The organism is Roseibium aestuarii (assembly GCF_008477545.1).
GTDB lineage: Bacteria > Pseudomonadota > Alphaproteobacteria > Rhizobiales > Stappiaceae > Roseibium > Roseibium aestuarii.
Genome location: NZ_VORA01000002.1, coordinates 183,059 through 206,807, shown reverse-complemented (window position 1 = coordinate 206,807; position 23,749 = coordinate 183,059). Strand labels below are relative to the sequence as shown.

At 65.5% G+C, this 23,749-nt stretch carries 23 protein-coding genes and 1 pseudogene; 13 read left to right on the top strand and 11 right to left on the bottom strand.

What is annotated here, in order from left to right; all coding sequences use genetic code 11:
- The first annotated feature begins 53 nt into the window (after window positions 1-53).
- Window positions 54-845, top strand: coding sequence for an HpcH/HpaI aldolase family protein (locus FR728_RS09575; RefSeq protein ID WP_149892460.1), 792 nt, complete (start codon window positions 54-56; stop codon window positions 843-845).
- Window positions 846-874: 29 nt separating this feature from the next.
- Here FR728_RS09575 and FR728_RS09570 read toward each other — a convergent pair whose 3' ends face one another.
- From FR728_RS09570 to purB, 5 genes and pseudogenes are all read right to left on the bottom strand, one after another.
- Window positions 875-1,441 carry an RBBP9/YdeN family alpha/beta hydrolase gene (locus FR728_RS09570; protein ID WP_149892459.1) on the bottom strand — a complete coding sequence of 189 codons (567 nt, stop codon included), beginning with the start codon at window positions 1,439-1,441 and terminating at the stop codon, window positions 875-877.
- Between the two features lie 141 nt (window positions 1,442-1,582).
- Window positions 1,583-1,687, bottom strand: a pseudogene (locus tag FR728_RS19570) (BA14K family protein); the annotation flags it as partial.
- A 549-nt stretch (window positions 1,688-2,236) separates the two neighbouring features.
- Window positions 2,237-2,719 carry a BA14K family protein gene (locus FR728_RS09560; RefSeq protein WP_244304525.1) on the bottom strand — a complete coding sequence of 161 codons (483 nt, stop codon included), beginning with the start codon at window positions 2,717-2,719 and terminating at the stop codon, window positions 2,237-2,239.
- Window positions 2,720-2,805: 86 nt separating this feature from the next.
- Window positions 2,806-3,552: a metallophosphoesterase family protein gene (locus FR728_RS09555; RefSeq protein WP_149892458.1), complete on the bottom strand. Its 747-nt coding sequence runs from the start codon at window positions 3,550-3,552 to the stop codon at window positions 2,806-2,808.
- Between the two features lie 310 nt (window positions 3,553-3,862).
- Window positions 3,863-5,170 carry an adenylosuccinate lyase gene (gene purB, locus FR728_RS09550; RefSeq protein WP_149892457.1) on the bottom strand — a complete coding sequence of 436 codons (1,308 nt, stop codon included), beginning with the start codon at window positions 5,168-5,170 and terminating at the stop codon, window positions 3,863-3,865.
- A 218-nt stretch (window positions 5,171-5,388) separates the two neighbouring features.
- Here purB and FR728_RS09545 point away from each other — a divergent pair, with 218 nt between their 5' ends.
- The 4 genes from FR728_RS09545 (at window position 5,389) to FR728_RS09530 (ending at window position 7,430) form a co-directional block, all read left to right on the top strand.
- Window positions 5,389-5,760 carry a hypothetical protein gene (locus tag FR728_RS09545; protein WP_149892456.1) on the top strand — a complete coding sequence of 124 codons (372 nt, stop codon included), beginning with the start codon at window positions 5,389-5,391 and terminating at the stop codon, window positions 5,758-5,760.
- 201 nt (window positions 5,761-5,961) lie between these two features.
- Window positions 5,962-6,339 (top strand): hypothetical protein, encoded by a 378-nt coding sequence (locus FR728_RS09540; RefSeq protein ID WP_149892455.1) that lies wholly within the window; start codon window positions 5,962-5,964, stop codon window positions 6,337-6,339.
- 93 nt (window positions 6,340-6,432) lie between these two features.
- On the top strand, window positions 6,433-7,146 hold the full coding sequence (locus FR728_RS09535) for a helix-turn-helix domain-containing protein (protein ID WP_188318852.1): 714 nt from the start codon (window positions 6,433-6,435) through the stop codon (window positions 7,144-7,146).
- Window positions 7,147-7,148: 2 nt separating this feature from the next.
- On the top strand, window positions 7,149-7,430 hold the full coding sequence (locus FR728_RS09530; protein ID WP_149892453.1) for a hypothetical protein: 282 nt from the start codon (window positions 7,149-7,151) through the stop codon (window positions 7,428-7,430).
- Window positions 7,431-7,534: 104 nt separating this feature from the next.
- On the opposite strand, the gene rpe is transcribed toward FR728_RS09530, so the two are convergent.
- The 3 genes from rpe to FR728_RS09515 form a co-directional block, all read right to left on the bottom strand.
- Entirely contained in the window at window positions 7,535-8,206 is a 672-nt protein-coding gene (gene rpe / locus FR728_RS09525) for a ribulose-phosphate 3-epimerase (RefSeq protein ID WP_149892452.1), read from the bottom strand.
- A gap of 143 nt (window positions 8,207-8,349) precedes the next feature.
- Window positions 8,350-9,138, bottom strand: a complete 789-nt coding sequence (locus FR728_RS09520; protein ID WP_149892451.1) for a DUF2259 domain-containing protein — start codon at window positions 9,136-9,138, stop codon at window positions 8,350-8,352.
- 131 nt (window positions 9,139-9,269) lie between these two features.
- Window positions 9,270-10,223 (bottom strand): sodium:proton symporter, encoded by a 954-nt coding sequence (locus FR728_RS09515; RefSeq protein ID WP_149892450.1) that lies wholly within the window; start codon window positions 10,221-10,223, stop codon window positions 9,270-9,272.
- Window positions 10,224-10,391: 168 nt separating this feature from the next.
- Between FR728_RS09515 and FR728_RS09510 the strand changes: the two genes are divergently transcribed.
- Window positions 10,392-11,642 (top strand): NAD(P)/FAD-dependent oxidoreductase, encoded by a 1,251-nt coding sequence (locus FR728_RS09510; protein WP_341872928.1) that lies wholly within the window; start codon window positions 10,392-10,394, stop codon window positions 11,640-11,642.
- A gap of 14 nt (window positions 11,643-11,656) precedes the next feature.
- Here FR728_RS09510 and FR728_RS09505 read toward each other — a convergent pair whose 3' ends face one another.
- Window positions 11,657-12,136, bottom strand: coding sequence for an Lrp/AsnC family transcriptional regulator (locus FR728_RS09505; RefSeq protein WP_149892448.1), 480 nt, complete (start codon window positions 12,134-12,136; stop codon window positions 11,657-11,659).
- 167 nt (window positions 12,137-12,303) lie between these two features.
- Here FR728_RS09505 and FR728_RS09500 point away from each other — a divergent pair, with 167 nt between their 5' ends.
- Entirely contained in the window at window positions 12,304-15,849 is a 3,546-nt protein-coding gene (locus FR728_RS09500) for an indolepyruvate ferredoxin oxidoreductase family protein (RefSeq protein WP_149892447.1), read from the top strand.
- Between the two features lie 114 nt (window positions 15,850-15,963).
- Here FR728_RS09500 and FR728_RS09495 read toward each other — a convergent pair whose 3' ends face one another.
- On the bottom strand, window positions 15,964-16,977 hold the full coding sequence (locus FR728_RS09495; RefSeq protein ID WP_149892446.1) for a P1 family peptidase: 1,014 nt from the start codon (window positions 16,975-16,977) through the stop codon (window positions 15,964-15,966).
- A 120-nt stretch (window positions 16,978-17,097) separates the two neighbouring features.
- Complete coding sequence (locus tag FR728_RS09490; protein ID WP_208998749.1) at window positions 17,098-17,601, bottom strand: flavin reductase family protein; 504 nt, start codon at window positions 17,599-17,601, stop codon at window positions 17,098-17,100.
- Window positions 17,602-18,160: 559 nt separating this feature from the next.
- Here FR728_RS09490 and FR728_RS09485 point away from each other — a divergent pair.
- The 6 genes from FR728_RS09485 (at window position 18,161) to FR728_RS09460 (ending at window position 23,658) form a co-directional block, all read left to right on the top strand.
- Window positions 18,161-19,096, top strand: coding sequence for an ABC transporter permease subunit (locus FR728_RS09485; RefSeq protein ID WP_149893072.1), 936 nt, complete (start codon window positions 18,161-18,163; stop codon window positions 19,094-19,096).
- A gap of 3 nt (window positions 19,097-19,099) precedes the next feature.
- Window positions 19,100-20,434: a high-affinity branched-chain amino acid ABC transporter permease LivM gene (livM, locus tag FR728_RS09480; protein ID WP_149892445.1), complete on the top strand. Its 1,335-nt coding sequence runs from the start codon at window positions 19,100-19,102 to the stop codon at window positions 20,432-20,434.
- The gene (locus FR728_RS09475; protein WP_149892444.1) at window positions 20,431-21,276 is read left to right on the top strand and encodes an ABC transporter ATP-binding protein; all 846 of its coding nucleotides are present in this window, start codon (window positions 20,431-20,433) and stop codon (window positions 21,274-21,276) included. The genes livM and FR728_RS09475 overlap by 4 nt, the downstream gene beginning before the upstream one ends.
- 14 nt (window positions 21,277-21,290) lie before the next feature.
- Window positions 21,291-22,004: an ABC transporter ATP-binding protein gene (locus FR728_RS09470; protein WP_188318891.1), complete on the top strand. Its 714-nt coding sequence runs from the start codon at window positions 21,291-21,293 to the stop codon at window positions 22,002-22,004.
- A gap of 8 nt (window positions 22,005-22,012) precedes the next feature.
- Window positions 22,013-22,384, top strand: coding sequence for a DUF6867 family protein (locus FR728_RS09465; protein WP_208998748.1), 372 nt, complete (start codon window positions 22,013-22,015; stop codon window positions 22,382-22,384).
- 173 nt (window positions 22,385-22,557) lie between these two features.
- Entirely contained in the window at window positions 22,558-23,658 is a 1,101-nt protein-coding gene (locus tag FR728_RS09460) for a branched-chain amino acid ABC transporter substrate-binding protein (RefSeq protein WP_149893070.1), read from the top strand.
- The last annotated feature ends 91 nt before the right edge of the window (window positions 23,659-23,749 follow it).

The following is a 23,749-nucleotide window of genomic DNA, read 5'->3' as shown; positions in this document are numbered from 1 at the left end:
CTTGAGCGCACTCTCTGGCTGGTCCCACGAATCGCAAGCGAGATTCTTCCCCCATGTCTTCCGCCCAAAAAAGCCTGTCGTCCCGCCTCAAGTCCGGGGAGGCGCTTGTCACCAGCTGGGTGATGCTGCCGTCTGCGGCCGTTGCGGAGCAGTTGGGACGCGCCGGCTATCCGGCGGTCACGCTTGATCTTCAGCATGGGCAGATGGGGATGGGGGAAGCGCGCGAAGGTCTTGCAGCGCTGGCCCTGACGCCTGCCCACGCAATCGTGCGCATGGGGGTGGCCGACCTCTCCAATGCGCCGCGGTTTCTGGACATGGGCGCAGAGGCTGTCATTGCCCCGATGATCGAGACGGCCGCCGACGCTCAGGCCTTTGCGGATGTGGTCAAGTATCCGCCGCTGGGGTCGCGCAGCTGGGGCCCGCTTCGCGCCGCGCAGCTGCATGGCAAGACGCCGGCGGACTATCTGGCGCGGGCGAACGGAGACACACTTGCGCTTGCCATGATCGAGACCCGCACGGCTCTGGCTCAGGTCGACGAGATCCTGGCCGTGCCGGGTATCGACGGGGTGTTTGTCGGTCCGAGCGACCTGTCGCTTGCCCTGTCGGAGGGGGCAGAACTCAACCCGCAGAGTGAGGAAACGCGCGCGGCGTCACGGGTCATTGCCGATGCGGCCCGCCGTGCGGGCAAGGTCGCAGGGATCTTCTGCATGAGTGCGCAGGAGGTGAAGGATGCCAAGGCGCTGGGCTACACGCTCATGGCGCTGGGCATCGACATGGTGCTTCTGGCCAATGCCGCGCAGGCGGTGCTTGCAGCCTGCGCGGATGAGCCGAAGCCTTCCGCCTGAGGGCGGAACAGGTCGTCAGGCGGGGGCTCTCAGTAACCGCCGCCGAGCCGCTTCATGAAGAGGGCGAAGGACATCAGCCCTTCCGGCCAGGGCCCGTGGCCGCTTTCCACGTTGATGTGGCCGGCCTGACCCGCGTCCTGGATCGTCGCGCCCCATTCGCGGGCAAAGACCTCGGCCCGCTTGTAGGGGCAATAGGGGTCGCTCTGGCTGGCCACCACGTGGCTCTTCACGCCCAGCGGGTGGAGCGGCAGCGGCAGGAAACTTGCGTGGTCGAAGGCCGGGCGGTTTTCCTCGCGCTCCAGATCGGGCGGAGCAACCAGATAGGCGCCCTTCACCACACCCTTCTTCCACCTCAGGCTGGTGTGCGCGATCAGATTGCAGCCAAGCGAATGGCCGACGAGCACCACCGGCCTGGTGCAGCCGGCAATGGCCTCCAGCAGGGTGTCCTGCCAGGGCTTGAGGTTCGGATGGAACCAGTCGGACTGTTCCACGACACGGGCGGTGGCCATCTTGGCCTGCCAGCGGCGCATCCAGTGTTCTTCAGCAGTCTCGCCATAGCCGGGGACCAGGAGAATATCGGCTTCGGAGATTTTCACGGGGTGGCTCGTCCTGAAAGGGGGAAGGGATTTGTGCCCGTCTTGGCGAGGTTTGGGCGCAATGTCAAATGGCAAGCGGGCGAGGTGGGCAAAAGAACACCGCCTCGCGGCGGTGTTCTGAATTCAGGGTTTTCGGGCCGTTCACCAATAGGGAGATCGGCACTGCCGGCGCGGTCCGTGGTAGGGTTGATACGTATTGTCCTGCGGCCGATAGGACCGGTAGCGATCCATGCACCAGCGCACGTGGGCGACCGGCATCGGGCGGCCGAGGGCCGGGGGCGCCGGCAGGTAGACCGGTGGCGGCGCCGGGCGGTAGATCGGTGGGCGCGGCCTGTAGCCGGGGCGCGGCGGCCGCACGGGATAGCCATATCCGGGTGGCGGTGGCGGATAGTATCCCGGCGGGGGCGGATAATAGCCCGGTGGCGGCGGCAGATACTGCGCGGGAAGCAGCAATTGCGTTGCCTGCCGGGCGTGAGAGGGCAGCGCGGCAGCTGGTGTCGCCTGGACTTCACCGACGACTGCCGCCAGCACGATGCCTGCCGTTAGCAGGCGCGCCAAGGTCGGAACTGCGAGGGCAAGGGAAGGCAAGAAACGACGCATCATGGTCCCACATCCTTTCGGGGTTCGGGGAGCAGACCGGTCAGACGAACCGTCCCTCAAATCTACCACGCCGGACAGGGATACGGAATGCAGGCTCTTGGCTTCAGGTGTCTCGGGCCTGAGAACTGCGTGTCCGGAAATGAATAGACCCCGGCGGAACCGGGGTCACTCCATCGTTCAACCACAATAGGGCGTTCAGCCCCAATAGGGGGAACGGCACTGGCGGCGGGGGCCATGATAGGGCTGGAAGGTGTTGTCGCTCGCCCGGTAGGAGCGGTAGCGATTCTCACACCAGCCGTAGTGGCGGCCCGGAAGACGGCCCGGACGGGCATAGGCCGGCGGCGCATAGCGGCGCGGTGCCGTGTAGCCCGGCCCAACCTGAACGGTTACGCCGTTGCCGAGGTTCAGGCCGAAGGCTGCGGGCGGAAAATAGTGGCCGCGATACTCGCGCCAGCCCGGATGGCGATGGCGGCTGCCGCGATGGCCGTTGTACCAGTAGTGGCCGCCGCGCTGATAGAAGCCGTCGCCCCGGGCAAGCACGATGGTGCCTTCCGGTGCCGCGGTCTGGATGGCGAGCGGGGCCGGCACCGTCAGGGGAGCTGCCTTGGCTCCGGTCAGCGTGGAAATGGCGATGCCGACGACGGCAATGCCGCCCATAAGGAAATCATGAAACCTCATCGGGTCCTCCTGGTCTCTCACTTGCCGGGTAAAGCCATGATGACGCAGTTGGTTCCCGACAAAATTTACCAAGACCTCCGACGGGGTCACGCCGCCGGGCAGAAGCCGCTTCGCAGGGCGTGGACCCAGACCGGACGCTGGAAGTCCGCTGCCCGTCGCGCTGCCCGCTCGTGGTCATAGTCGATGGCCTTCAGGGTAAAGTGCCAATGCGCCCCGCGGCGCAGCATCAGACCATAGCGGGCGTGGGGGCTGCCCGCTTCCATGAGGTGCGGCTCGGGCGTCTCATCCGTATAGGCAGGGCAGCCGACGCTGCCCGGGTTGAAAAGCGTCTGTCCGCTCCGCAGGCGGATCAGGCGCGGAATGTGGGTGTGACCGAAGAGGAGGATCGGCGCAGGCGCGTCTGCGCCGAGACGGGCGGTGATCTCCTCCTCGCTGGAGAGGAAGCCGCGGCCACCGGTGACCGTCTCGCTCAGATAGAGATCATCGCAGTGAGGCGTTGCGTGGAAGCAGGTGATCTCGTCCGTCAGATCAAGGGTTTGGGGCAAGGCGCTCAGCCACTGAATCACCTCTGCCGATATGTCGCTCTGGGTGATGTGGTCGGTGCGATTCTCGTAGGGCACCCTAGGGCCGGTGGCGATGCGGTCATGGTTGCCGCGCACGGTCGGCCAGTCGAGACCCATGAGGCATTCCCCGGTTTCGCGGGGCCAGAGTGGGCCGCTGACACAGTCGCCCAGGTTCACCACAAGATCCGGGCTCTCGCCCTTGAGATCCGCCACGACAGCCTCAAGGGCGGGAAGGTTGCCGTGGATGTCGGCAAGGACGGCGATCTTCATGGGGAGCTTCCTGCTACGAGGGCACGTGAGTGTCCGACCATCCTATGGGGCTTTGAACCTGCCGGAAACACCCTGGCGCCGAGGGGGTGTCACACAACAATGACGCCTGCAGGGGGCTTTGGCCTCTCGCGTTTCTTGCCCCGCCGCTCGTCATGCCATGGATGCTCGGGTCAAGCGCGAGCACGACGGAGGAGAGGGAGGGTGATCCGCACGGACGGCGGCGGGCGGAGTGCAGCGGGATACAAAGCAAGAAAGCCATGCCCGATCAGGGGCATGGCTTTCTTCGATCAGAGACTGAGTCACGTCTGGGTCAGGCTTCGCCGAAGACCCGCTTGAAGATCGTGTCGACATGCTTGGTGTGGTACCCCATGTCGAACTTTTCCTTGATTGCCGCTTCGCCAAGCGCTGCGACCACGTCCTTGTCGGCGAGCAGCAGCTCCTGGAAGTCGAGGCGCTCTTCCCAGACCTTCAGGGCGTTGCGCTGGACCATGGAATAGGCATCCTCGCGCGACACGCCGGCCTGGGTGAGGGCCAGCAGGACCCGCTGGGACATGACCAGTCCGGGGAACTTGTTCATGTTTGCCAGCATGTTTTCCGGGAAGATCAGCATCTTGTCGATGACGCCGGTCAGACGGTTCAGGGCGAAGTCGAGGGTGACGGTCGCATCGGGGGCAATGCCTCGCTCGACGGAGGAGTGGGAGATGTCCCGCTCGTGCCACAGCGCCACGTTTTCCATGGCCGGGATCACGGTCATGCGCACCAGACGGGCCAGGCCGGTCAGGTTTTCGGTCAGCACCGGGTTCTTCTTGTGCGGCATGGCCGAAGAACCCTTCTGGCCCATGGAGAAGAACTCGGCGCCCTCCAGCACTTCCGTGCGCTGCATGTGGCGGATCTCGATGGCCACGTTTTCGATGGACGAGGCGATGACGCCCAGCACGGCGAAGAACATGGCGTGGCGGTCACGCGGGATGACCTGGGTGGAGATCGGCTCCGGCTTCAGGCCGAGCTTTTCGCAGACATGTTCCTCGACCCGCGGGTCGATATTGGCAAAGGTGCCGACCGCGCCGGAGATGGCGCCGGTGGCGATCTCCTCGCGGGCCTGCAGCAGGCGCGCCTTGTTGCGGTCCATCTCGGCATAGAAGCGCGCGAAGGTCAGGCCCATGGTGGTGGGCTCGGCGTGAATGCCGTGGCTGCGGCCGACGCGGACGGTGTCCTTATGCTCGAAGGCGCGCTTCTTCAGGGCGGCCAGCAGGGCATCCATGTCCTTGAGCAGGATGTCGGCGGCGCGCACCAGCTGCACGTTGAGGCAGGTGTCCAGCACGTCGGAGGAGGTCATGCCCTGATGTACGAAGCGGGCTTCCTCGGAACCGACATGTTCGGCCAGATGGGTGAGGAAGGCGATCACGTCATGCTTGGTGACGGCTTCGATCTCGTCGATGCGGGCGACGTCGAACTCCACGTCCTTTGCCTTCCAGACCGCATCCGCGTTCTCGCGCGGGATCACGCCGAGGTCGGCCATGGCGTCGCAGGCATGGGCTTCGATCTCGTACCAGATGCGGAACTTGGTTTCGGGAGACCAGATGGCGGTCATCTCGGGGCGGGCATAGCGCGGGATCATCGCGGGTCCTCGTCTTATGGGAGAGTAGCTGGCGCGGGGTCTAGCAGGAAGTCGCGAAAGTCTCAATGCGGCGGCAGGGCAAAAGGGGCGTGAGGGCGATTTTCTGACGCAGCTGCGCCCTTGGGGCGGCCGACGCCGTCGCCATTGGGCGGATGTTAACGTGCCTTTCAAGCCTGGCGTGTTCCGAAGGGAGATCAACAACGGGGAGGGGACATGGAATGACGGTTCAGCAGATCAAGGAAGGTGCTCGGCGGCGGCTGGGGGCGTTTGCGCTGGCTCTCGGTGTCGCGGGAGGCATGGCGGTGGCGCCCGCAGCCGCGCAGGATGTGGATTTCGGCCGGTTTCTAACCAGCGCGACCGGTGTTTCGGGCATGGCGGTCATGGTGGCCGGGCTTGGGCGCTGCGACACGCCGCTCGCCTGGGGTCCGGGTTTTGACGCGGGATCCGGTCAGGGCAATCCGGACGCGCTGGCCGTGTCGTGTTCCTATTATGACGAGACCGACGAGATGGACATCGAGAAGACCGTGATTGGGATCTTCTCCTTCTGGAATGATGCGGCGCATCTGGAGACCCTGACCTATCTGCCCTGAGGTATCAGGCATGAGGCATGGGAGAGGCTGCTCCTCTCGCATCGGTTGCGATTTTCTGACCTTACGGCATATTCTGAACACTCCGGTCCTGAAACACGGGCCGGAGTGTTTTTTATCGTTTTCGATAATCCTTGACGTTTTTATTGAAAAGACTAAATTTCCCGTGGACAGTCCGCGGGACGGACGGGAGGCCGGATTTCAGTGCCCCGCAGCAACACCCCGGACTGGAGCAAGGTGCGCCTTGTGTTTCTCGATCCCGATGCGGACCGCATGCGGGAGATGGAGCAGGTTCTGCGCAAGGCGCCCGATGCGATGGGCGACATCGTCCGCATTCTGGTGGAGATGACCAGATGGACCGTGCAGGATCTGGAGCACCACATCGAGCGGCCGCCGCGGCTGGATCTCCTGAAGGATGACCGGTGTCATCTGGTCTTCGAGGGAGAGGAGGCGGATTTCGAGGGCTGGGGCCCGACACGGTTCTATTGCCTGCGCCATGACGAGCGCGTGCATGTGCATCTGGCGGTGAACGCCACCTGCACGCAGATCACCAGCTTCCGGCTGCTGGACCCTGCACCGTGACGGACCTCGCGTTTGAGCGTGCGAAGGGACACCGGGCTGGAGAGACGGCTGGAAAGAATGCCGGAAAGCAGGCCAGAAACAGGGAACTTGATCATGAGCGGCGAACGTGAACGCCCCTTGTCCAGACTGATGCAGGCCGAAGGTGCCGAGGCTGAGGCGGCGATGCCCGAGGCTGGCCCGGGCACGAGCGTGCAGGTGGAGATGGAGCGCATGGTCGTCGACGCCGTGCGCGTCACCGCCGCTCCCTCAGGCCGAGATACTGGGGGCCGGGAGAGTGGGGGCCGGGAGACCGCCGACAGGCTCGAGATGTTCGCGGCAATCGAACGGCTGAAGTCGGATCTGGGGGCCTTGCAAGCCCTGATGCGCAGCGGCGGGGCGGTTGCCGCTCCCTCTGTCGCGCCCTCGTCCGCCCCCTCGGCCATTCCTTCTGACGCTCCGGCATCGCAATCGGCGGTCAGCGGCGGCGAGAGTGTTGCGGCGGCGCGTCCGGCGGGCCTCAGCGTCCAGCCTCTGGAGACGGATGCGCCGGGCGGCCTTGGCAGTCTGGTTGCGGCCGTGCGCAAGGAGCCGGAGGCGGATCGGGCCTATCACGCCCGTGGCGCGCAGCTCGATTTCGGCCGCTTCCTGCGGCAGCGCCGCAAGAAGGCCGGGTTGTCGCTCGAGCAGCTGGCGGAACGGGCAGGCACTTCCGTGGCGCAGCTCAGCCTCATCGAACGGGGCACGGGCAAGCGCGGTCCGACCCTCGACCTGATGGGGCGTCTGCTGTGGGCGCTGGACCTGACCCTACGCTTCGATGACGGGGGCTGATCATGGAGCTCGTGGCGAAGATCCTGAATTTCCTCGGCGCGCTGCTCCTGTCCTGGCCGGCCCTGCACATGCTTCTCAGCTCGCGGGCCTATGACGGGCTGCTCGGCAAGGCGGCGGCCCGGGGGCAGCTGGTCGGACTGGTGCAGGCGGTGCGCTCGGACTTTCTCGCCCGGTTCGAGCAGGCGCACGCGGGTGTCTTCCTCGCGGTGTCCCTGACCGGGATGGCCTGCCTCATCGCGGGCTTCGCGCTGGATCTGGTCGCGGCGCTGGTTCAGGCAAGCTAGATCCCTGAGAGGGAACAGGAAACCGGGCGCTGGGAGCCAGAGCGCAGAGACCGGGGAACAGGCGGGTCACCCGTCCCCCGGCCAGATGTGCCGGGCTTGTGCCCTTATGCCTCTGCGGCCGCCTTGCGGATGGCGGCGATGTTGTCGCGGTAGCTGTCGACGGAGCCGCCCTTGAAGACGGCGGAGCCGGCCACGAGCACATTGGCGCCGGCAGCGGCCACCAGCGGTGCGGTTTCCGGGGTGACGCCGCCGTCGATTTCCAGGTCGATCGGCCGGTCGCCGATCATCTGGTGGATCCGCGCGGTCTTCTCCACCATGGCCTCGATGAACTTCTGCCCGCCGAAGCCCGGGTTCACGGTCATGACGAGGATCAGGTCCACCTTGTCGAGGACGTATTCCAGCACGCTTTCCGGGGTCGCCGGGTTCAGGGAGACGCCGGCGCGAACGCCCAGCTGGTGGATCGCCTGCAGGGTCCGGTCCAGATGCCTGGTGGCTTCTGCGTGAACGGTGATGATGTCGGAGCCGGCCTTGGCGAAGGCCTCCAGATAGGGATCGCAGGGCTCGATCATCAGGTGGGTGTCGAAGGTCACGTCCGCATGCTTGCGGATTGCCTTGATGACATCCGGGCCAAAGGTGATGTTGGGCACGAAGTGACCGTCCATCACGTCCAGATGGATCCAGTCGGCACCGGCTTCCACCACATCCCTGACCTCCTGGCCGAGCTTGGAGAAGTCCGAGGCGAGGACGGACGGGGCGATCAGGATATCACGGCTCATGAAAGTCTACTCCGGTGAACGCGCCGAGAGGGCATGGGGCCCGGACGCGCGGGTTGGCCAGCTGCTGCGGGCGCTAGCATGGGGCAGGGTGCGAGGGCAAGAGGGGCGGCCCCATGCTAATCGGTTCAGGTCGGCGGTGCGGCTCAAAAGGTTCCGGTGATGGCGAGATAGCGGCCGTTCGGGCCTTCGAAGCCGAGGGTCTCAACGAAGACCAGCACGGCAAAGACGCCGCTGGCCGCAGGACCTTCGCCGGGGATGTGGGTGATCACCCGCTCGATCCGGTAATCGAGCGCACAGCCGCGGCTCTTCGGCAGGGCGCTGTCGACATGCAGCTTGCGGGGTGCCTCTCCCGCGCGGCTCAGGGTGAGGCGGAACCCTGCGGTGTCCGCGCCGTAGGTGGCGCAGGTGGAGTCGGGCAGAGGATAGGTTTCCAGGGTGAAGGTCAGGGGCGCGTCAATGGGCGGCAGGACAGGGCGCGGAAGCACCTGCATCCGCGTTCCGTCCCGGTCCAGTTCGGTGATCGGATCGTGGCCTGCCATGTGGCCGGGCACCATGATGCCGTCGAGAAGGCCGAGATCCTGGGCCGACTGGCGCGTGACATGACGGGTGTCGGCAAGAAGGGCCTCCAGATCGGGCACATCTTCCGCGATTTCCTCCCGGAAGCGGATGGGCGAGGGCGCGATCCAGCGGTCGGCCGCCACGTCGATCACGAAGATCTCCGACCAGGGGAAGCCCGATCCATCCTCGATGCCATATTGCTCGAAGGCGAAGCGTGAGCCTTGCCGGTCGAAACCGAGAACCTCGACGCGGGCTATGTCACCGGCGCGGGCCGGGGCCGGGGGGAGAAGGGCGACGGCGAGAGGAACTGTCACGGCGGCCATGAGGGCGTTCAGGACAAGGCGGATGGCGCGCGAGGGCAGGCAAGGGATCATGCGAGGCTCTCCCTGAAGGGGCGGTCGCCTGGATCCTAGGGTGAGCTGCACGCCGGGTCACGGCAAAACATCGCTCATGATGAGCGGAATGCGCCCGCCGGCCCCCTCAACGCGGGCGATCATGCCCGCGTTCAGCCGGCTGGCAGGCGCCGGGCGATGGGCTTCAGCAGCAGGGGCAGCATGTAGATTGGCAGCTGGCCGAGGGCGAACCAGAGCCACACCAGCTCCGGGATATGGCTGCCGAGGGCGGCGACCATCAGGCCCATGTTGCGGCTGCCGGTGGAATGGGCAAGCGCAAAGGCATCGGCCGCGCCCAGATGCCTGAACAGCCCGTAGGTGACAGCCAGCTGGAGGGCGGCGACCACGAAGGTCATGACGGTGATTGCGAGGGTGAGCAGGGGCCGGTCGAGGAAGCTGGCCGCAACCCCATCCATGGCGGCCAGGGCAAAGAGGAAGAGCAGCACCACGTTCAGCCCGTCGATCTTGCTCCTTCCGGCGCGGATGCGTTCGGCGCCCAGCGCCGCCCGGGCGAGGCGGGCCAGCACCAGCGAACCGAGCAGATAGGCGGCAAGCCGCAAGGCGAGATCCAGCGGCGCCAAGTGCAGGGCGCCACCGGTCATCAGGTCGGCAAAGACCGGAGCGGTGATCGGGGTCAGGGCCATGGCGCAGACCAGCAGGGTCAGGGCAAAGGCGCCATCGAGACCCATCATGGCGATGAAGCCGGGCGCGGACATGACCGGCGGGCCGGCGCAGGCAAGGAAGACGATCAGCGCGATGTCCGGCGTCACGCTTCCTTCCGGCAGGGCCATCAGGGTCGCGGCGGCAAGCGCGGGGATGACCAGCAGCAGCCAGAGGGTGCCGGTGAGCACAGGCAAGGGCCGGCGCAGGCGGGCCCGCACGGGCGCCGGCTCCACCCGCAGGAAGGCCAGGGACAGGAGCACGAAGACGAGCGGCCCCAGAAGCGGGCGGACGAATTCCGACAGTCCGGGAAAGGCCATTCCGAGCGCCAGCGACACCCAGAGTGCGATCGGCGCGCGGCGGCCGAGGAACTCGAGCAGGTGGAGCGGCAGGGAAAGGGCGGACATCGGCGGTTCCTCGAAAGGGCGGAAGGGGGCGGCGGATGGGGGTGTGCAGGGCGGGCGTGAGACGGGAGGAGAGGGGGACGAACGCCGCGCGGCGTTGGTTTCAATGAGGTTCTGGGGTAAGAGCGAAAGGTGGGGGGGTGAAGGTCACCCTGTGCAACTGTCATAGAGGTGGATTTGGCCGAGGTCGATGTCATTGTGCTTGGGGCGGGGATCGTGGGGGTGACGACCGCCCTCAACCTGCGTCAGCATGGTGCAAGCGTCGCCCTGATCGACCGGGGCCATCCGGGGGACGAGACCTCCGGGGCCAATGCGGGCATCGTGGCGGGCAACGGGCTTTGCCCCATCGCCTTGCCGTCGGGTGCCGCTGTCTGGCTCGACATCCTGCTCAAGCAGTCGACCGCCTATACGGTGGCGCTCTCCACCCTGGTGCGGCTGGCGCCCTGGATCCGCGCCTATCTTCAGAATTCCGGGCCGGAGGGCATCCAGCGCTTCGTGCGGGTGATGGCACCGCTGCGCGCCGCCGCCCGCGCCGAGCATCAGCGGCTCGGGCGTCTCGCCAATGCCCAGCGCTTCTATCGCAACAGCGGCTGGCTGCAGCTGCACCGCTCGGAAGCGAGCCTGATGCGCGCCGAGCGCGAGCGCCACTATGCGCGGATCTACGGTATCGACTATCAGACCCTGCGCGGCGGCGAGATGCACGAGGTGGAGCCGGCCGTGCGGTCGGACCGGTTCTTCGGCGTCTACTGGCCCGACTGCGACTCGGTGTCCAATCCGGCCGGGCTGACGGAGGGGCTCTGGCGGGAGTTCATTCAGGGTGGCGGGCTGTTTCTCAACGGGGATGCCAACCGGCTGGAGCGACGGCGCTCCCGCTGGGTGCTGCCGACGCCGCGCACCGAAGTGCGCGGGCGCGAGGTGGTGGCCGCCCTCGGCCCCTGGACGCCGGCCTTTGCCCGGGCGCGGGGAGATCTCTTTCCCGTGGCCTTCGGCCGGGGCTATGCCCAGCACTTCCGCCCCGGATCCGGCGTAACGCTGAAGCGGCCGGTCACCGACATGGATCACGGTTTCACCCTGACACCCATGGAGCGGGGCATCCGGCTCACCAGCGGCGTGGAGGTGGCGGACCCGGCCGACCCGATCAACTCGCAGGTGCTGCACCGGGCGCGCAAGCGGGCGCAGGACGTGTTCCCCCTGGGTCAGGATCTGCCGGTGCCGCCGGTCATGGGCACACGGGAAGCCCTGCCCGATTCGCTGCCTGTCGTGGGCGCATCGGCCACCCAGCGCGGGCTCTGGTACAATTTCGGCCACGGCGGGCACGGTCTGGCGCTGGGCCCCGTGTGCAGCCGCCAGCTGGCCGACCTGATGGCGGGAAATGACCCTGCGGTCTCCGCCAACGCCTTGACGCCCCTGCGCTTTGCCTGATCCGCTGGCGGCGCTCAGCTCTCCCGCAGAGGCAGGGCGGAGGTGTCCTTGACCGTGTTGACGACGATGCGCGACTGCACGTCGGAGACAAGGGTATTGTCGAGCAGCTTCAGTCTGAGGAAATTGTCGTAGGCCTTGATGTCGCTGGTGACCACCTTGATCAGATAGTCGACCGCCCCTGTGATGCGTTCGCAGATCACGACTTCGGGCCAGTGATGGATGAGCTTGTCGAAGGTGTCCATGTTCTCCCGGCTGGGCACGGTCAGCTTGACGAAGGAATAGGCGACGAAGCCGAGGCCGACCTTCTCGCGGTCGATGAGGGCCGTAATCTGGCGGATAACACCCTGTTCCTTCAGGCGCTTGATGCGCCGCCAGCAGGGGGTCTGGCTCATGCCGGCCTCCTTCGCCACCTCGGCGATGGAGAGCGATGCGTCGCGCTGGAGGACCCGCAGGACGCGGATGTCAGTCGGATCGAGAAGAATATTGTCGGTCATGGGCGGGAGGGGGAACATTCTTGCGGTAATTGCCGTTGGTGCGCGCAGGATAGCACAGAAATTTTCCATGATCAGGATCATATTGGTCGCAACAGTCATTTCTCGCAGGCGGTCTCATCCGCGCGAGGTGACGCAGGGTCGGCACAGGAGGAGGTGCTATGACCATCATGCAGACACAACGTGGACAGGCGCCTGTTGCGGGACGCCAGGTCACTCTGGAAGACAAGTATCTGGCGCGGGACGGTCGCGTCTATCTGACAGGCATCCAGGCGCTCGTGCGTCTGGCAATGGATCGGGCCCGGCTGGACCGGACCGCAGGACTGCGCACCGGCGGCTTCATCTCCGGCTATCGCGGCTCTCCGCTGGGCGGCTATGACACCGAGCTGCTGCGGGTGCGCCGGCATCTCGACCCCTTCGACATTCATGTCCTTCCTGCCGTCAACGAGGAGCTGGGGGCGACCGCCGTGTGGGGCTCCCAGAAGGCGCGCCTGCATGGCAAGGGCAGTTCGCTCGATGGGGTCTTCGGCTTCTGGTACGGCAAGGCCCCCGGGGTCGACCGGGCAGGGGATGCGCTGAAACAGGCCAATTATTCAGGCACCGATCCCAATGGCGGCGTCCTTGCGCTGGCCGGCGACGATCACCTCGCGAAGTCCTCCATCCTGACGGGCCAGAGCGAGTTCTTCTTCCAGCACGCGGAAATTCCCGTGCTCAATCCTTCCGACATCCAGGACGTGCTCGACTATGGCCAGCACGGGCTGATGCTTTCACGTTACAGCGGCCTGTGGAGTGCGCTGATCTGCGTGGCCGATACGATGGACGCGTCGGCGATCGTGGATGTCAGCGAAGACCGCTTCCGCAGCCTGCTGCCGGCCGGCCCTTCGCCGCGTCTGGAGGGCGAGCTCAACCGGGACCTGATGCTGGCCAACCGGCTGGAGACCGAACGCCTGCTGCGCGAGGTGCGTCTTCCGGCGGTGCGGGCCTATGTGCGGGCCAATGGTCTCGACAAGGTGACCTTCGGGGCGCGCGAACGCGTCCGCTTCGGTCTGGTCGCCACCGGCAAGGCCTATCGCGACCTGCGTCAGGCACTGCGGCTTCTCGACATCAGCGAGGCTCGGGCGCGGGACATGGGGCTTGCCATCTACAAGGTGGCCGTGCCCTGGCCGCTGGAGCCGGAAGGCCTGCGCGACTTTGCCCGCGGCTGCGAGCGGCTGCTGGTGATGGAACACAAGCGGGCCTTCATGGAGCCCCAGATCAAGGCGATCTGCTATCCGCTGGAAGGGCCGTCGCGCCCGCAGGTCTTCGGCAAGACGCGGCCGGACGAGTCGCCCTTCCTCTCCGACGTGCTGGAGCTCTCGGTCACGGAGATTGTCCAGGGACTGATCGACTGGCTGCCGGAAGAGGTGGTGAGCCCCGCCATGCGGCAGGTGGTGGAAACCGTCACCCGCCAGACCATGTGGGCCCAGGGTCATGCGGAGCGGGCGACCCGCATTCCCTATTTCTGTTCCGGCTGCCCCCATTCGTCGTCCACCGTGGTGCCGGAGGGGTCGCGTGCCTTCCCCGGGATCGGCTGTCACACCATGACGGAGCTGGCCGGGCGCACCGAGGAAAGCCAGATCCAGATGGGCGGCGAGGGCATGCTCTGGGTCGGTCAGGCGCCGTTCTCCAACGATACCCATGCCTTCACCAATCTGGGCGATGGCACCTATCTGCATTCGGGCAGCCTTGCCATCCGGCAGGCGGTCGCCGCGGGAACCTCGATCACCTACAAGCTGCTTTATAACGACGCGGTCGCCATGACCGGTGGCCAGCCGCTGGACGGGGCCCTGACCGTGGGCCAGATCACCCGCCAGCTGGAGGCGGAGGGCGTGCAGCGGATCGAGGTGGTGAGCGAGCGGCCTGAGCGCTTCGGTCCGGGCAGCGGACTGGCGTCTCTCACCAACGTCTCCCACCGGGACGAGCTGATGCGGGTGCAGAAGGAGCTGCAGGAGGTGCGCGGGGTTTCCGTGCTGATCTTCGACCAGACCTGCGCCACGGAGAAGCGCCGCCGCCGCAAGCGCGGCAAATATGCCCCGATGGAGAGCCGTCTCTTCATCAATGACCGGGTCTGCGAGGGGTGTGGCGACTGCTCCGCCCAGTCGAACTGCCTTTCGGTCGAGCCGCTTGCCACGCCCTTCGGCGAGAAGCGGGTGATCAACCAGTCGAGCTGCAACGGCGACACGTCCTGTCTCAAGGGCTTCTGCCCGTCCTTCGTTGAAGTGGGGGATGCGAAGCTGCGCAAGGCCGCGCCGAGAGCGCTCGATCTGGACGGCCTGCTGGCCGGGTTGCCGGCGCCGGTGCTGCCGGATCCGGGGGCGGGGTGGAACATGCTGATTGCCGGGATCGGCGGCATGGGCGTTTCCACCGTCAGCGCCATTCTTGCAATGGCAGCCCATATGGACGGGCTGGAGGCCGCGACCCTCGACATGACGGGCCTGGCCCAGAAGGGTGGGCCGGTCACGTCCCACATCCGCTTCGCCGCCAGCGGCCAGCCGCTGAACGGGCCGCGGGTTCCGCCCGCCGCGCTGGATGTGCTGATGGCCGCCGACATGGTGGTGGCCTGCCATGCGGAACAGCTGGCGCTGATGAAGCGGGGCGAAACCCTGGTGGTGGCCAATGCCCATGTGGCGCCGACGGCGGAGTTCGTGCTGCGTCAGACCCAGTCCTTCGATCAGGCGCGCATGGAGACGGCGCTGAAGGAAGGCAGCCGCCGTCTGTTGATGGAAGATGTCCATGCGCTGGCCGAGGATCTGCTGGGCGATGCCATCTTCACCAACATGATGCTGCTCGGGATGATCCACCAGTCCGGCGGCCTGCCGATTACGGCGGGCGCGGTGGAAGCCGCCGTCACGCTGAACGGCGCGGATGTGGACAACAATATCCGGGCCTTCCGCATGGGGCGCGTGCTGGCAGAACGGCCCGAGGCCCTGCGCAAGGAGCGGGCCGAGACCCCGAAGGGTGACACGGCGCGCTCGCTGGACGAGGAGATCGCCCGGTTTTCCGCGGAACTGGCCGCCTATCAGGATGCCGCCTATGGCGACCGCTACACGGCGCTGATGGACCGGGTGCGGACAGCCGATGCGGCGCAGGAGGCGGGTGGCCAGCGGTTGACCCGCACGGTGGCGCGCCAGCTCTACCGGGTGATGGCCTACAAGGACGAGTATGAAGTGGCCCGGCTCTATGCGGATCCGGCCTTCCGCCGCAAGCTGGAGGAGCGTTTCGAACGGCCGCAGGACATCCGCCTGCATCTGGCGCCGCCGCTTCTGGCCCGCCGCATCGACCGCAAGACCGGGCGTCCGGCGAAGATGGCCTTCGGTCCCTGGATCCTGTCGGCGTTCCGGGTTCTGTCCGGCCTCAAGGCCCTGAGGGGCACGGCTTTCGACCTCTTCGGCTACACGCGGGAGCGGAAACAGGAGCGGGCGCTGCGCGAGCAGTATGTCGCGGATGTGGACCTCATCTTGAGCAAGCTGGGCAAGGCCGACTACGGTCTGCTGGTCGAGCTGGCCCGGGTGCCGGAGGCGATCCGTGGCTTTGGTCCGGTCAAGGAAGCGGCGATGGCCCAGGGTCAGAAACGTCGGTCCGCATTGCTGGCCCGCCTCGACAGCGGGCATGACGGCAGCGATGGCAAGAGCGTGACCGGTCGCGGCGAGGCGGATCTCCTGGTCGCAGCCGAATAAGGCAGACACAGCACGAGACGGAGGCGGGGCGAGAGCGCTGGGCGTGTCTCGCCCCTTTGCTTTCGGGGAGGCGTTTGGGGAAACGCAGGGACCGCCGCTGGGTCGAGCTGACCTTCAGGGCCGGGAGTTGAAACGATCCTGCCAGGTCGGCATCGGGTCACCGCTTGCCGCCTGCGCATGGAACACGCCCCGGGCGATGGCGCGGGCCAGGCAGGCGGCCGCAGCGGCTCCCAGTTCCACCATGTCTCCCAGGGAATCGCGCATGGGACGCTGACCGGTGGAGAGGGCGAAGATCAGATCTCCGTCGAGCGGCGTGTGGGCGGGCCAGAGCGCGCGGGCCAGGCCATCATGGGCCATGACAGCCAGACGCTTCGCCTCGGCCTTGGTGAGGATCAGGTCGGTTGCGACGGCGGCGATGGTGGTGTTGGCGCCGGGAACCCTTGCGTCGAGCTTGGTGCGCGGGCGCACCATCTCCGGGTCGAGGGACGCGGGCAGGCCGAGGCCACCGAATTCGCTGCCGATCTCGAAGGGGGCGGACCAGAAATGGGGCGTGTCGCCCATGGTCGCGCGGCCCAGGGCATTGACGCCGACGATGGCGCCGACCGTTGCTCCGCTCGAGAGGATCTGTGAGGCAGACCCCAGTCCGCCCTTGAGGTTGGCGGTGGTGGCCCCGGCGCCCGCGCCGACGGAGCCGAGCGCGAAGTCGTGGCCTGCAGCGTCAAGCGCCTCCATGCCGAGCACCCGGTAGGGCGGCATGTCGCCCCAGTCCTTGTTTCCGCCGTTGAGCAGGTCGAAGAGAATGGCGCCGGGCACGATGGGCACGCGCACAGGGCCGACTGCGTAGCCCCGTCCGAGCTGGGCCAGGCGCGACTGAACGCCGGCTCCGGCATCCAGTCCGAAGGCCGAGCCGCCGGAGAGCACCAGCGCATCCACGGCTGCAACCGTCTGGTCCGGTTCGAGCAGGGCCGTTTCCCGGGTGCCGGGCGCGCCGCCCTGAATGGCGACGGAGGCCACGGCGGGAGTATCGGGCAGCAGTACGGTCACGCCCGACTTCAGCGCGGCATCCTGCGCGTTGCCGATGCGCAGGCCCGGCACGTCGGTGATCAGATTGCGAGGGCCATGCTGCATGGGAAACTCCGGCAAGACGTTCAAGGGCGCGCGGCGGCGGTTCGCGGCAACCGGTTCGGAACAGAGCGCGCAGGCTATCGCTTACCGGTTCGCCCGTCGAGACGCTGCACGGCAGGGCGTTCAGGCGCTGGCATAGGCGCGATGCACGTAGAGGAGGGAGCGTCCCTCGTCATTCAGGCGAATATCGGTGACCCGGCCGAAGAAGACCGTATGGGTACCGGCCTCGATCGCCTGATCCAGTCGGCAGTCCACATTCAGACGGGCATCGCGCAGGGCCGGGGCGCCGGAGTTCATGGTCTCGAAGGCCAACCCGTCAAAACGGCGCTCCATCTCCTGCTCGCCGCGCCCGGCGAAGGTGTTGGACACCTCCTCGTGCTCCGGACCGAGGGTGGAGAGGCAGAAACAGCCATTGTCGCGAATCGCCGCGTTCAGTCGGCTTTCCCGGTTGATACAGACAAGAATCGTGGCTGGATCGTCGGTGACCGAGCACATGGCGGAGACCGTCGCACCGGCGCGTCCGGATGCTCCATCGGTGGTGACGAGGTGCACGGCCGTCGCAATACGGCTCATGGCCTCGCGGAAGGCGGTTGAATTGACGGTCTGGGGCGTGTGAGGCTCGGTCAAGGGAGGATCTTCCTCGCATTCTGCTTTTCAGGGTGCGAACCGCAGTCGAGCTTCGGTGCACACAGGGATCGTTGCGCAGTGCCGGCATGGCCCGACTGTGCAGGGATGCGACCGGCGAGGCCATGCGCAGGCTGTCTGCGCCGTCCTCCCGCGTTCGGTCGTCACTACATGGGGCATCCGGTGCCGCGCGTCATCACCGGACAGGGTGGAAAGACAAGCTCACGCCGCTCTCCGGCCTCTCTCTGGTCTCTCCGGGACCCCAGGGCCGCAAGATTTAGTGAAAACGGGAGGTCTAGGCAATGCGTGACACGGGTTTCGTGGAGTCTACGGCGAACCGGCTCGCAAGAGGAAATATTTTCCTATTTTTAGTTTTAATCGAGAAATATTTCAAAAAATAGGCCCAGTTTGGAATGACGATAGTGTTCGTGTCTCGTCAAGGTGTAAAAAATTTCAAATTTGATGTCGCGAGCCGTTGTGCTGGCCATTTGGGCTTGCTAACACTTTGACCATAACAACGACAAAATGGATGGCCACCGCCACTCCAGGGGTACACGAACATATGGATTATTTCCTGCAACAGCTGATCAATGGCGTGACGCTGGGCTCGATTTACGGGCTCATCGCCATTGGCTACACGATGGTCTACGGGATCATCGGCATGATCAACTTTGCCCACGGCGATATCTTCATGGTCGGGTCGTTCATCGCCCTGATCCTCATCGTCGCCTTCGGCATCACCTCCAGCCTGCCCATCGTCCTGCTGATCCTCGCCCTCATCGGCGTGCTGATCGTGTCGATGGCCCTGACGTCGGTCTGGGGCTGGACGGTAGAACGCATCGCCTACCGGCCGCTGCGCGGATCCTTCCGCCTGGCGCCGCTGATCACGGCGATCGGCGCGTCCATCGCTCTCCAGAACTTCGTGCAGATCTCCCAGGGCGCGCGCAACAAGCCGCTGCAGCCGCTGATCCCGGGCGGTTTCACGCTGACCGAAGGCGGAGCCGACGGTTCGGGCTTCATTGTCCAGCTGTCCTATTCGCAGATCCTGATCATCGTTGTGACGACCGTTCTGATGATCGGCTTCACCATGCTGATCAACAAGACGTCGCTGGGGCGTGCGCAGCGCGCCTGCGAACAGGACCGCAAGATGGCCTCGCTGCTCGGCATCAACGTCGACCGCACCATCTCGCTCACCTTCGTCATGGGGGCAGCCCTGGCGTCGGTCGCCGGTCTCATGTTCCTGCTCTATTACGGCGTGATCGACTTCTACATCGGCTTCCTGGCCGGGGTTAAGGCCTTCACCGCAGCCGTGCTTGGCGGCATCGGGTCTCTGCCTGGCGCCATGCTCGGCGGGCTTCTGATCGGTCTCATCGAGACCTTCTGGTCCGGCTACTTCTCCGTGGAGTACAAGGACGTGGCGGCCTTCTCGATTCTCGCCATCGTGCTGATCTTCATGCCCGAAGGCCTGCTCGGCAAGCCGGAAGTGGAGAAGGTCTGAGCCATGTCCAACCTCAAGAAAGACAGCCTCTTTGCCGGCAGCGTCAAGGATGCTGCGGCCGGTGGCCTGGTGGCGCTTGCCCTGTTCGGCATGATGATCGGCATGCAGGCCGACGTCGCGACCGGTCTGGGCGGCCAGCTCGGCATCAACTACCGCTGGGGCGCGGTTGCCATTGCGGTGGTGATCGTCTTCGCCGGTCGCCTGCTGCTGAACCTCTTTGTCTGGAAGTCCGACAAGCCGGTGACCCGGACCGTCGGCTCCCTGCTGCCGAAGGCCAGCTCCTTCTCCGGTCTCGGCCGCTTCGCCACGCCGGTCTTCCTGGTGCTGGCCGTGGTCCTGCCGTTCCTGCTGACCTACTTCCTCGGCACCCGCGGGTCGCGCCAGTATCTCGATCTGGCGATCCTGGTGACCACCTACGTGATGCTCGGCTGGGGCCTGAACATCGTGGTGGGCCTCGCCGGCCTGCTCGATCTGGGCTACGTCGCATTCTATGCGGTGGGCGCTTATTCCTACGCGCTGCTGGCCCAGTATTTCGGCTTCTCCTTCTGGGTCTGCCTGCCGCTCGCCGGCATCTTGGCAGCCTTCTGGGGCATCATCCTGGGCTTCCCGGTGCTGCGCCTGCGCGGTGACTATCTGGCCATCGTGACGCTGGCCTTCGGGGAAATCATCCGCGTCGTGCTGCTCAACTGGTACGACTTCACCGGTGGTCCGGACGGCCTGTCCAACATCCCGCGTCCGAGCTTCTTCGGTCTCGACTTCGAGCGGGGCGAGGGGAATTTCGCGGACTTCTTCGGACTGGAATACAACTCCATCCACCGCATCATCTTCCTCTACTACGTGATCCTGGCCATGGCTCTCGTCACCAACCTGGTGACCATGCGCCTGCGCAAGCTGCCCATCGGCCGTGCCTGGGAAGCCCTGCGCGAGGACGAGATCGCCTGCCGCTCGCTCGGTATCAACACCACCAACACCAAGCTGACGGCCTTTGCGCTGGGGGCGATGTTCGGCGGCTTCGCCGGCTCCTTCTTCGCAACGCGCCAGGGCTTCATTTCCCCGGAAAGCTTCACCTTCATGGAATCCGCCGTGATCCTGGCCATCGTCGTTCTCGGCGGTCTGGGCAGCCAGATCGGTGTCGTCATCGCAGCTGTGGTGATGATCGGCGGCTTCGAGTTCTTCCGCGGGCTTGAGGAATACCGCATGCTCGTCTTCGGTCTGCTGATGGTCGTCATCATGGTGTGGCGTCCGCGTGGCCTCATTTCGGTGCGCACCCCCTCCATCTCGCTTTCGGGCAAGGCCAAGGGCATCAGTGCGGATCTGGTTCAGGAGGGCCACGGATGAGCAACTGGGACAACAATCCGGTGCTCGCGATCGAGCACCTGACCATGCGCTTCGGCGGCCTGGTGGCCGTGGGCGACCTGTCCTTCAACGTGGGCCGCGGCGACATCACCGCGCTCATCGGCCCCAACGGGGCGGGCAAGACCACGGTCTTCAACTGCGCCACCGGCTTCTACAAGCCGACTGAAGGCCGCATCGTCATGAACCGGGCGAACGGCGAGCACTATCTGCTCGAGCGCATGCCCGACTTCCAGATCTCGGCCAAGGCCAAGGTCGCGCGGACCTTCCAGAACATCCGTCTCTTCGGTGGCATGACCCTTCTGGAAAACCTGATGGTGGCCCAGCACAACCCGCTGATGCTCGCCTCCAACTTCACCATTGGCGGGGTCTTCGGTCTGTCCGGCTTTAAGTCGGCCGAACGGAAGGCCGTCGACAAGGCACGCTACTGGCTCGACAAGACCGGTCTCCTCGACCGGGCCGACGGTCCGGCGGCGGATCTTCCCTACGGCGACCAGCGCCGTCTGGAGATCGCCCGTGCCATGTGCTCGGGTCCGGAGCTTCTGTGCCTGGACGAGCCGGCTGCCGGTCTGAACCCCAAGGAGAGCGCCGAGCTCAACACGCTGCTGAATGCAATCCGTGACGAGCACGCCACCTCCATCCTGCTGATCGAACACGACATGAGCGTTGTGATGGAAATTTCCGACCACGTGGTGGTGCTGGACTACGGCGAGAAGATCTCTGACGGAACGCCGGAGCAGGTGAAGAACGACCCGAAGGTGATCGCGGCCTATCTCGGTGTGCCCGATGACGAGGTCGATGACGTGGAAGAGGAGGTCGGCCTGTGAGCACCTCCCAGCCCATGCTCGACATCCAGAATGTCGTCACCCATTACGGCAAGATCGTCGCCCTGCGCGGCGTCGACATGACCGTGAATGCCGGCGAGATCGTCACCCTGATCGGGGCCAACGGGGCGGGCAAGTCCACCCTGATGATGACGATCTGCGGCAGCCCGCAGGCAACCTCCGGCCGTATCCTCTACAATGGCGAGGATATCACCGGCATGCCGACCCACGAGATCATGCGCAAGTCCATTGCCCAGTCGCCGGAAGGTCGCCGCATCTTCCCGCGCATGAGCGTGATGGAAAACCTGATCATGGGGGCGGAAACTGCCAACAACCCGGATACGGACGAAAGCCTGAAGCGGGTCTTCGACCTGTTCCCGCGGCTGAAGGAACGGCAGAACCAGCGCGGCGGCACCCTGTCGGGTGGCGAGCAGCAGATGCTGGCGATTGCCCGTGCGCTCATGTCGCGGCCGAAGCTCCTGCTGCTCGACGAGCCGTCCCTGGGTCTTGCCCCGCTGATCGTGAAGCAGATCTTCGATGCGATCCGTGACCTCAACCAGTCGGACGGGCTCACCGTCTTCCTGGTGGAGCAGAACGCCTATCACGCCCTCAAGCTCGCGCACCGGGGCTACGTGATGGTCAATGGCACGATCACCATGTCCGGAACGGGCAAGGACCTTCTCGCCCGCGAGGACGTGAAGGCCGCCTATCTGGAAGGCGGGGCGCACTAGGAGAGATCATGATGGGTATCCTTTACGCTTCCAGCCTTCCGGTCTTCGTGATCCTGGTCCTCATCCTGGGCGGCGGTGCCGCCTGGGCCACGGGCCGGGCCGTTGCGGTGACCTGGCGTCCGATCGCCGTGCTCTTCTGGTTCATCTTCCTTCTGAGCGTCGGCATCCGCTTCCTGAGCTTCGCCCTCTTTGGCGAACCGCTCCTGTCGATCCAGTATCTGCTGGTCGACTATGTCATTCTCGGCGTGATCTCCTTCCTGGGCTGGCGCTATGCCCGCACGGGCCAGATGACCACCCAGTATGTGTGGCTCTATGAAAAGTCGTCGCCCTTCTCTTGGCGCTTGCGTCCGGGGCAGAAAGACCGTTACGCTGAGAATTAATCGAGATACCAGAGGTGCTTAACGCACCAATGGGGAACCGGTCCGGGTGCCTGAGGCAAGAACACAAAAACGCCTCGGCTCCGGATCAGACCGGAGGCACCGCGCCTCCAGGCGGAGTGATCCGTCAAACTGTGGTCCAGGCACACTTGTCCTGGAACCAGGGGAGTTAGATGATGAAAAAATATCTCTTGGCTGGTGTAGCTGCCTTTGCCGGCATGGCCATGTCCGGTGCGGCCCTGGCTGACATCGTGATCGCAACCGCAGGCCCGATGACTGGCCAGTACGCCTCCTTCGGCGCCCAGATGAAGGCCGGTGCCGAACAGGCCGTTGCCGACATCAACGCTGCCGGTGGCGTCAACGGCGAACAGCTGGTTCTGGAAGTGGGCGACGACGCCTGCGACCCGAAGCAGGCCGTGGCTGTTGCCAACCAGATGGTCGGCAAGGGCGTGGTCTTCATGGCCGGTCACTTCTGCTCGGGCTCCTCGATCCCGGCCAGCGCCGTCTATTCCGAAGAAGGCATCGTCCAGATTTCTCCGGCCTCGACCAACCCGAAGTTCACCGACGAACGTCCTGGCCCGGGCACCTTCCGCGTTTGCGGTCGTGACGACCAGCAGGGCCAGGTTGCCGGTACCTTCCTGGCGACCGAGTACAAGGACAAGAACGTCGCCGTCATCCACGACAAGACCGCCTACGGCAAGGGTCTGGCTGACGCGACCAAGGAAGTCATGAACGCGGCCGGCAAGACCGAGACCCTGTATGAAGCCTACACCGCTGGTGAAAAGGACTACACGGCTCTCGTCTCCAAGCTGAAGTCCGAAAACATCGACGTGCTGTATGTCGGCGGCTATCACACCGAAGCCGGCCTCATCAAGCGCCAGATGGTCGACCAGGGCATGAGCACCATCCTCGTTTCCGGTGACGCTCTCGTCACCGACGAATACTGGTCCATCACCGGCGACGCCGGCGAAGGCACCCTCATGACCTTCTCCCCGGATCCGCGCAAGAACGCCGAAGCGGCACCGGTCGTGGCAGCCCTCGAAGCTGCCGGCAAGACCGCCGAAGGCTACGCGCTCTACACCTACGCCGCCATCCAGGCCTGGGCCGATGCCGTCAAGGCAGCCGGTTCCACCGACTATGATGCCGTCGTTGGCGCCCTCGATGCCGGTGAGTTCAACACCGTCCTCGGCAAGCTGTCCTTCGACGACAAGGGCGACGTGACCCTGCCGGGCTATGTCTGGTACGAGTGGAAGGGCGGCAAGTACGACTACAAATAAGTCGTACAAGCTCCTGATTTCAGGCTGAAAAGCCTGATGGGCCCCGTCCGGGAAACCGGGCGGGGTCTTGCTTTTTGGGCCCTGGTGTCAG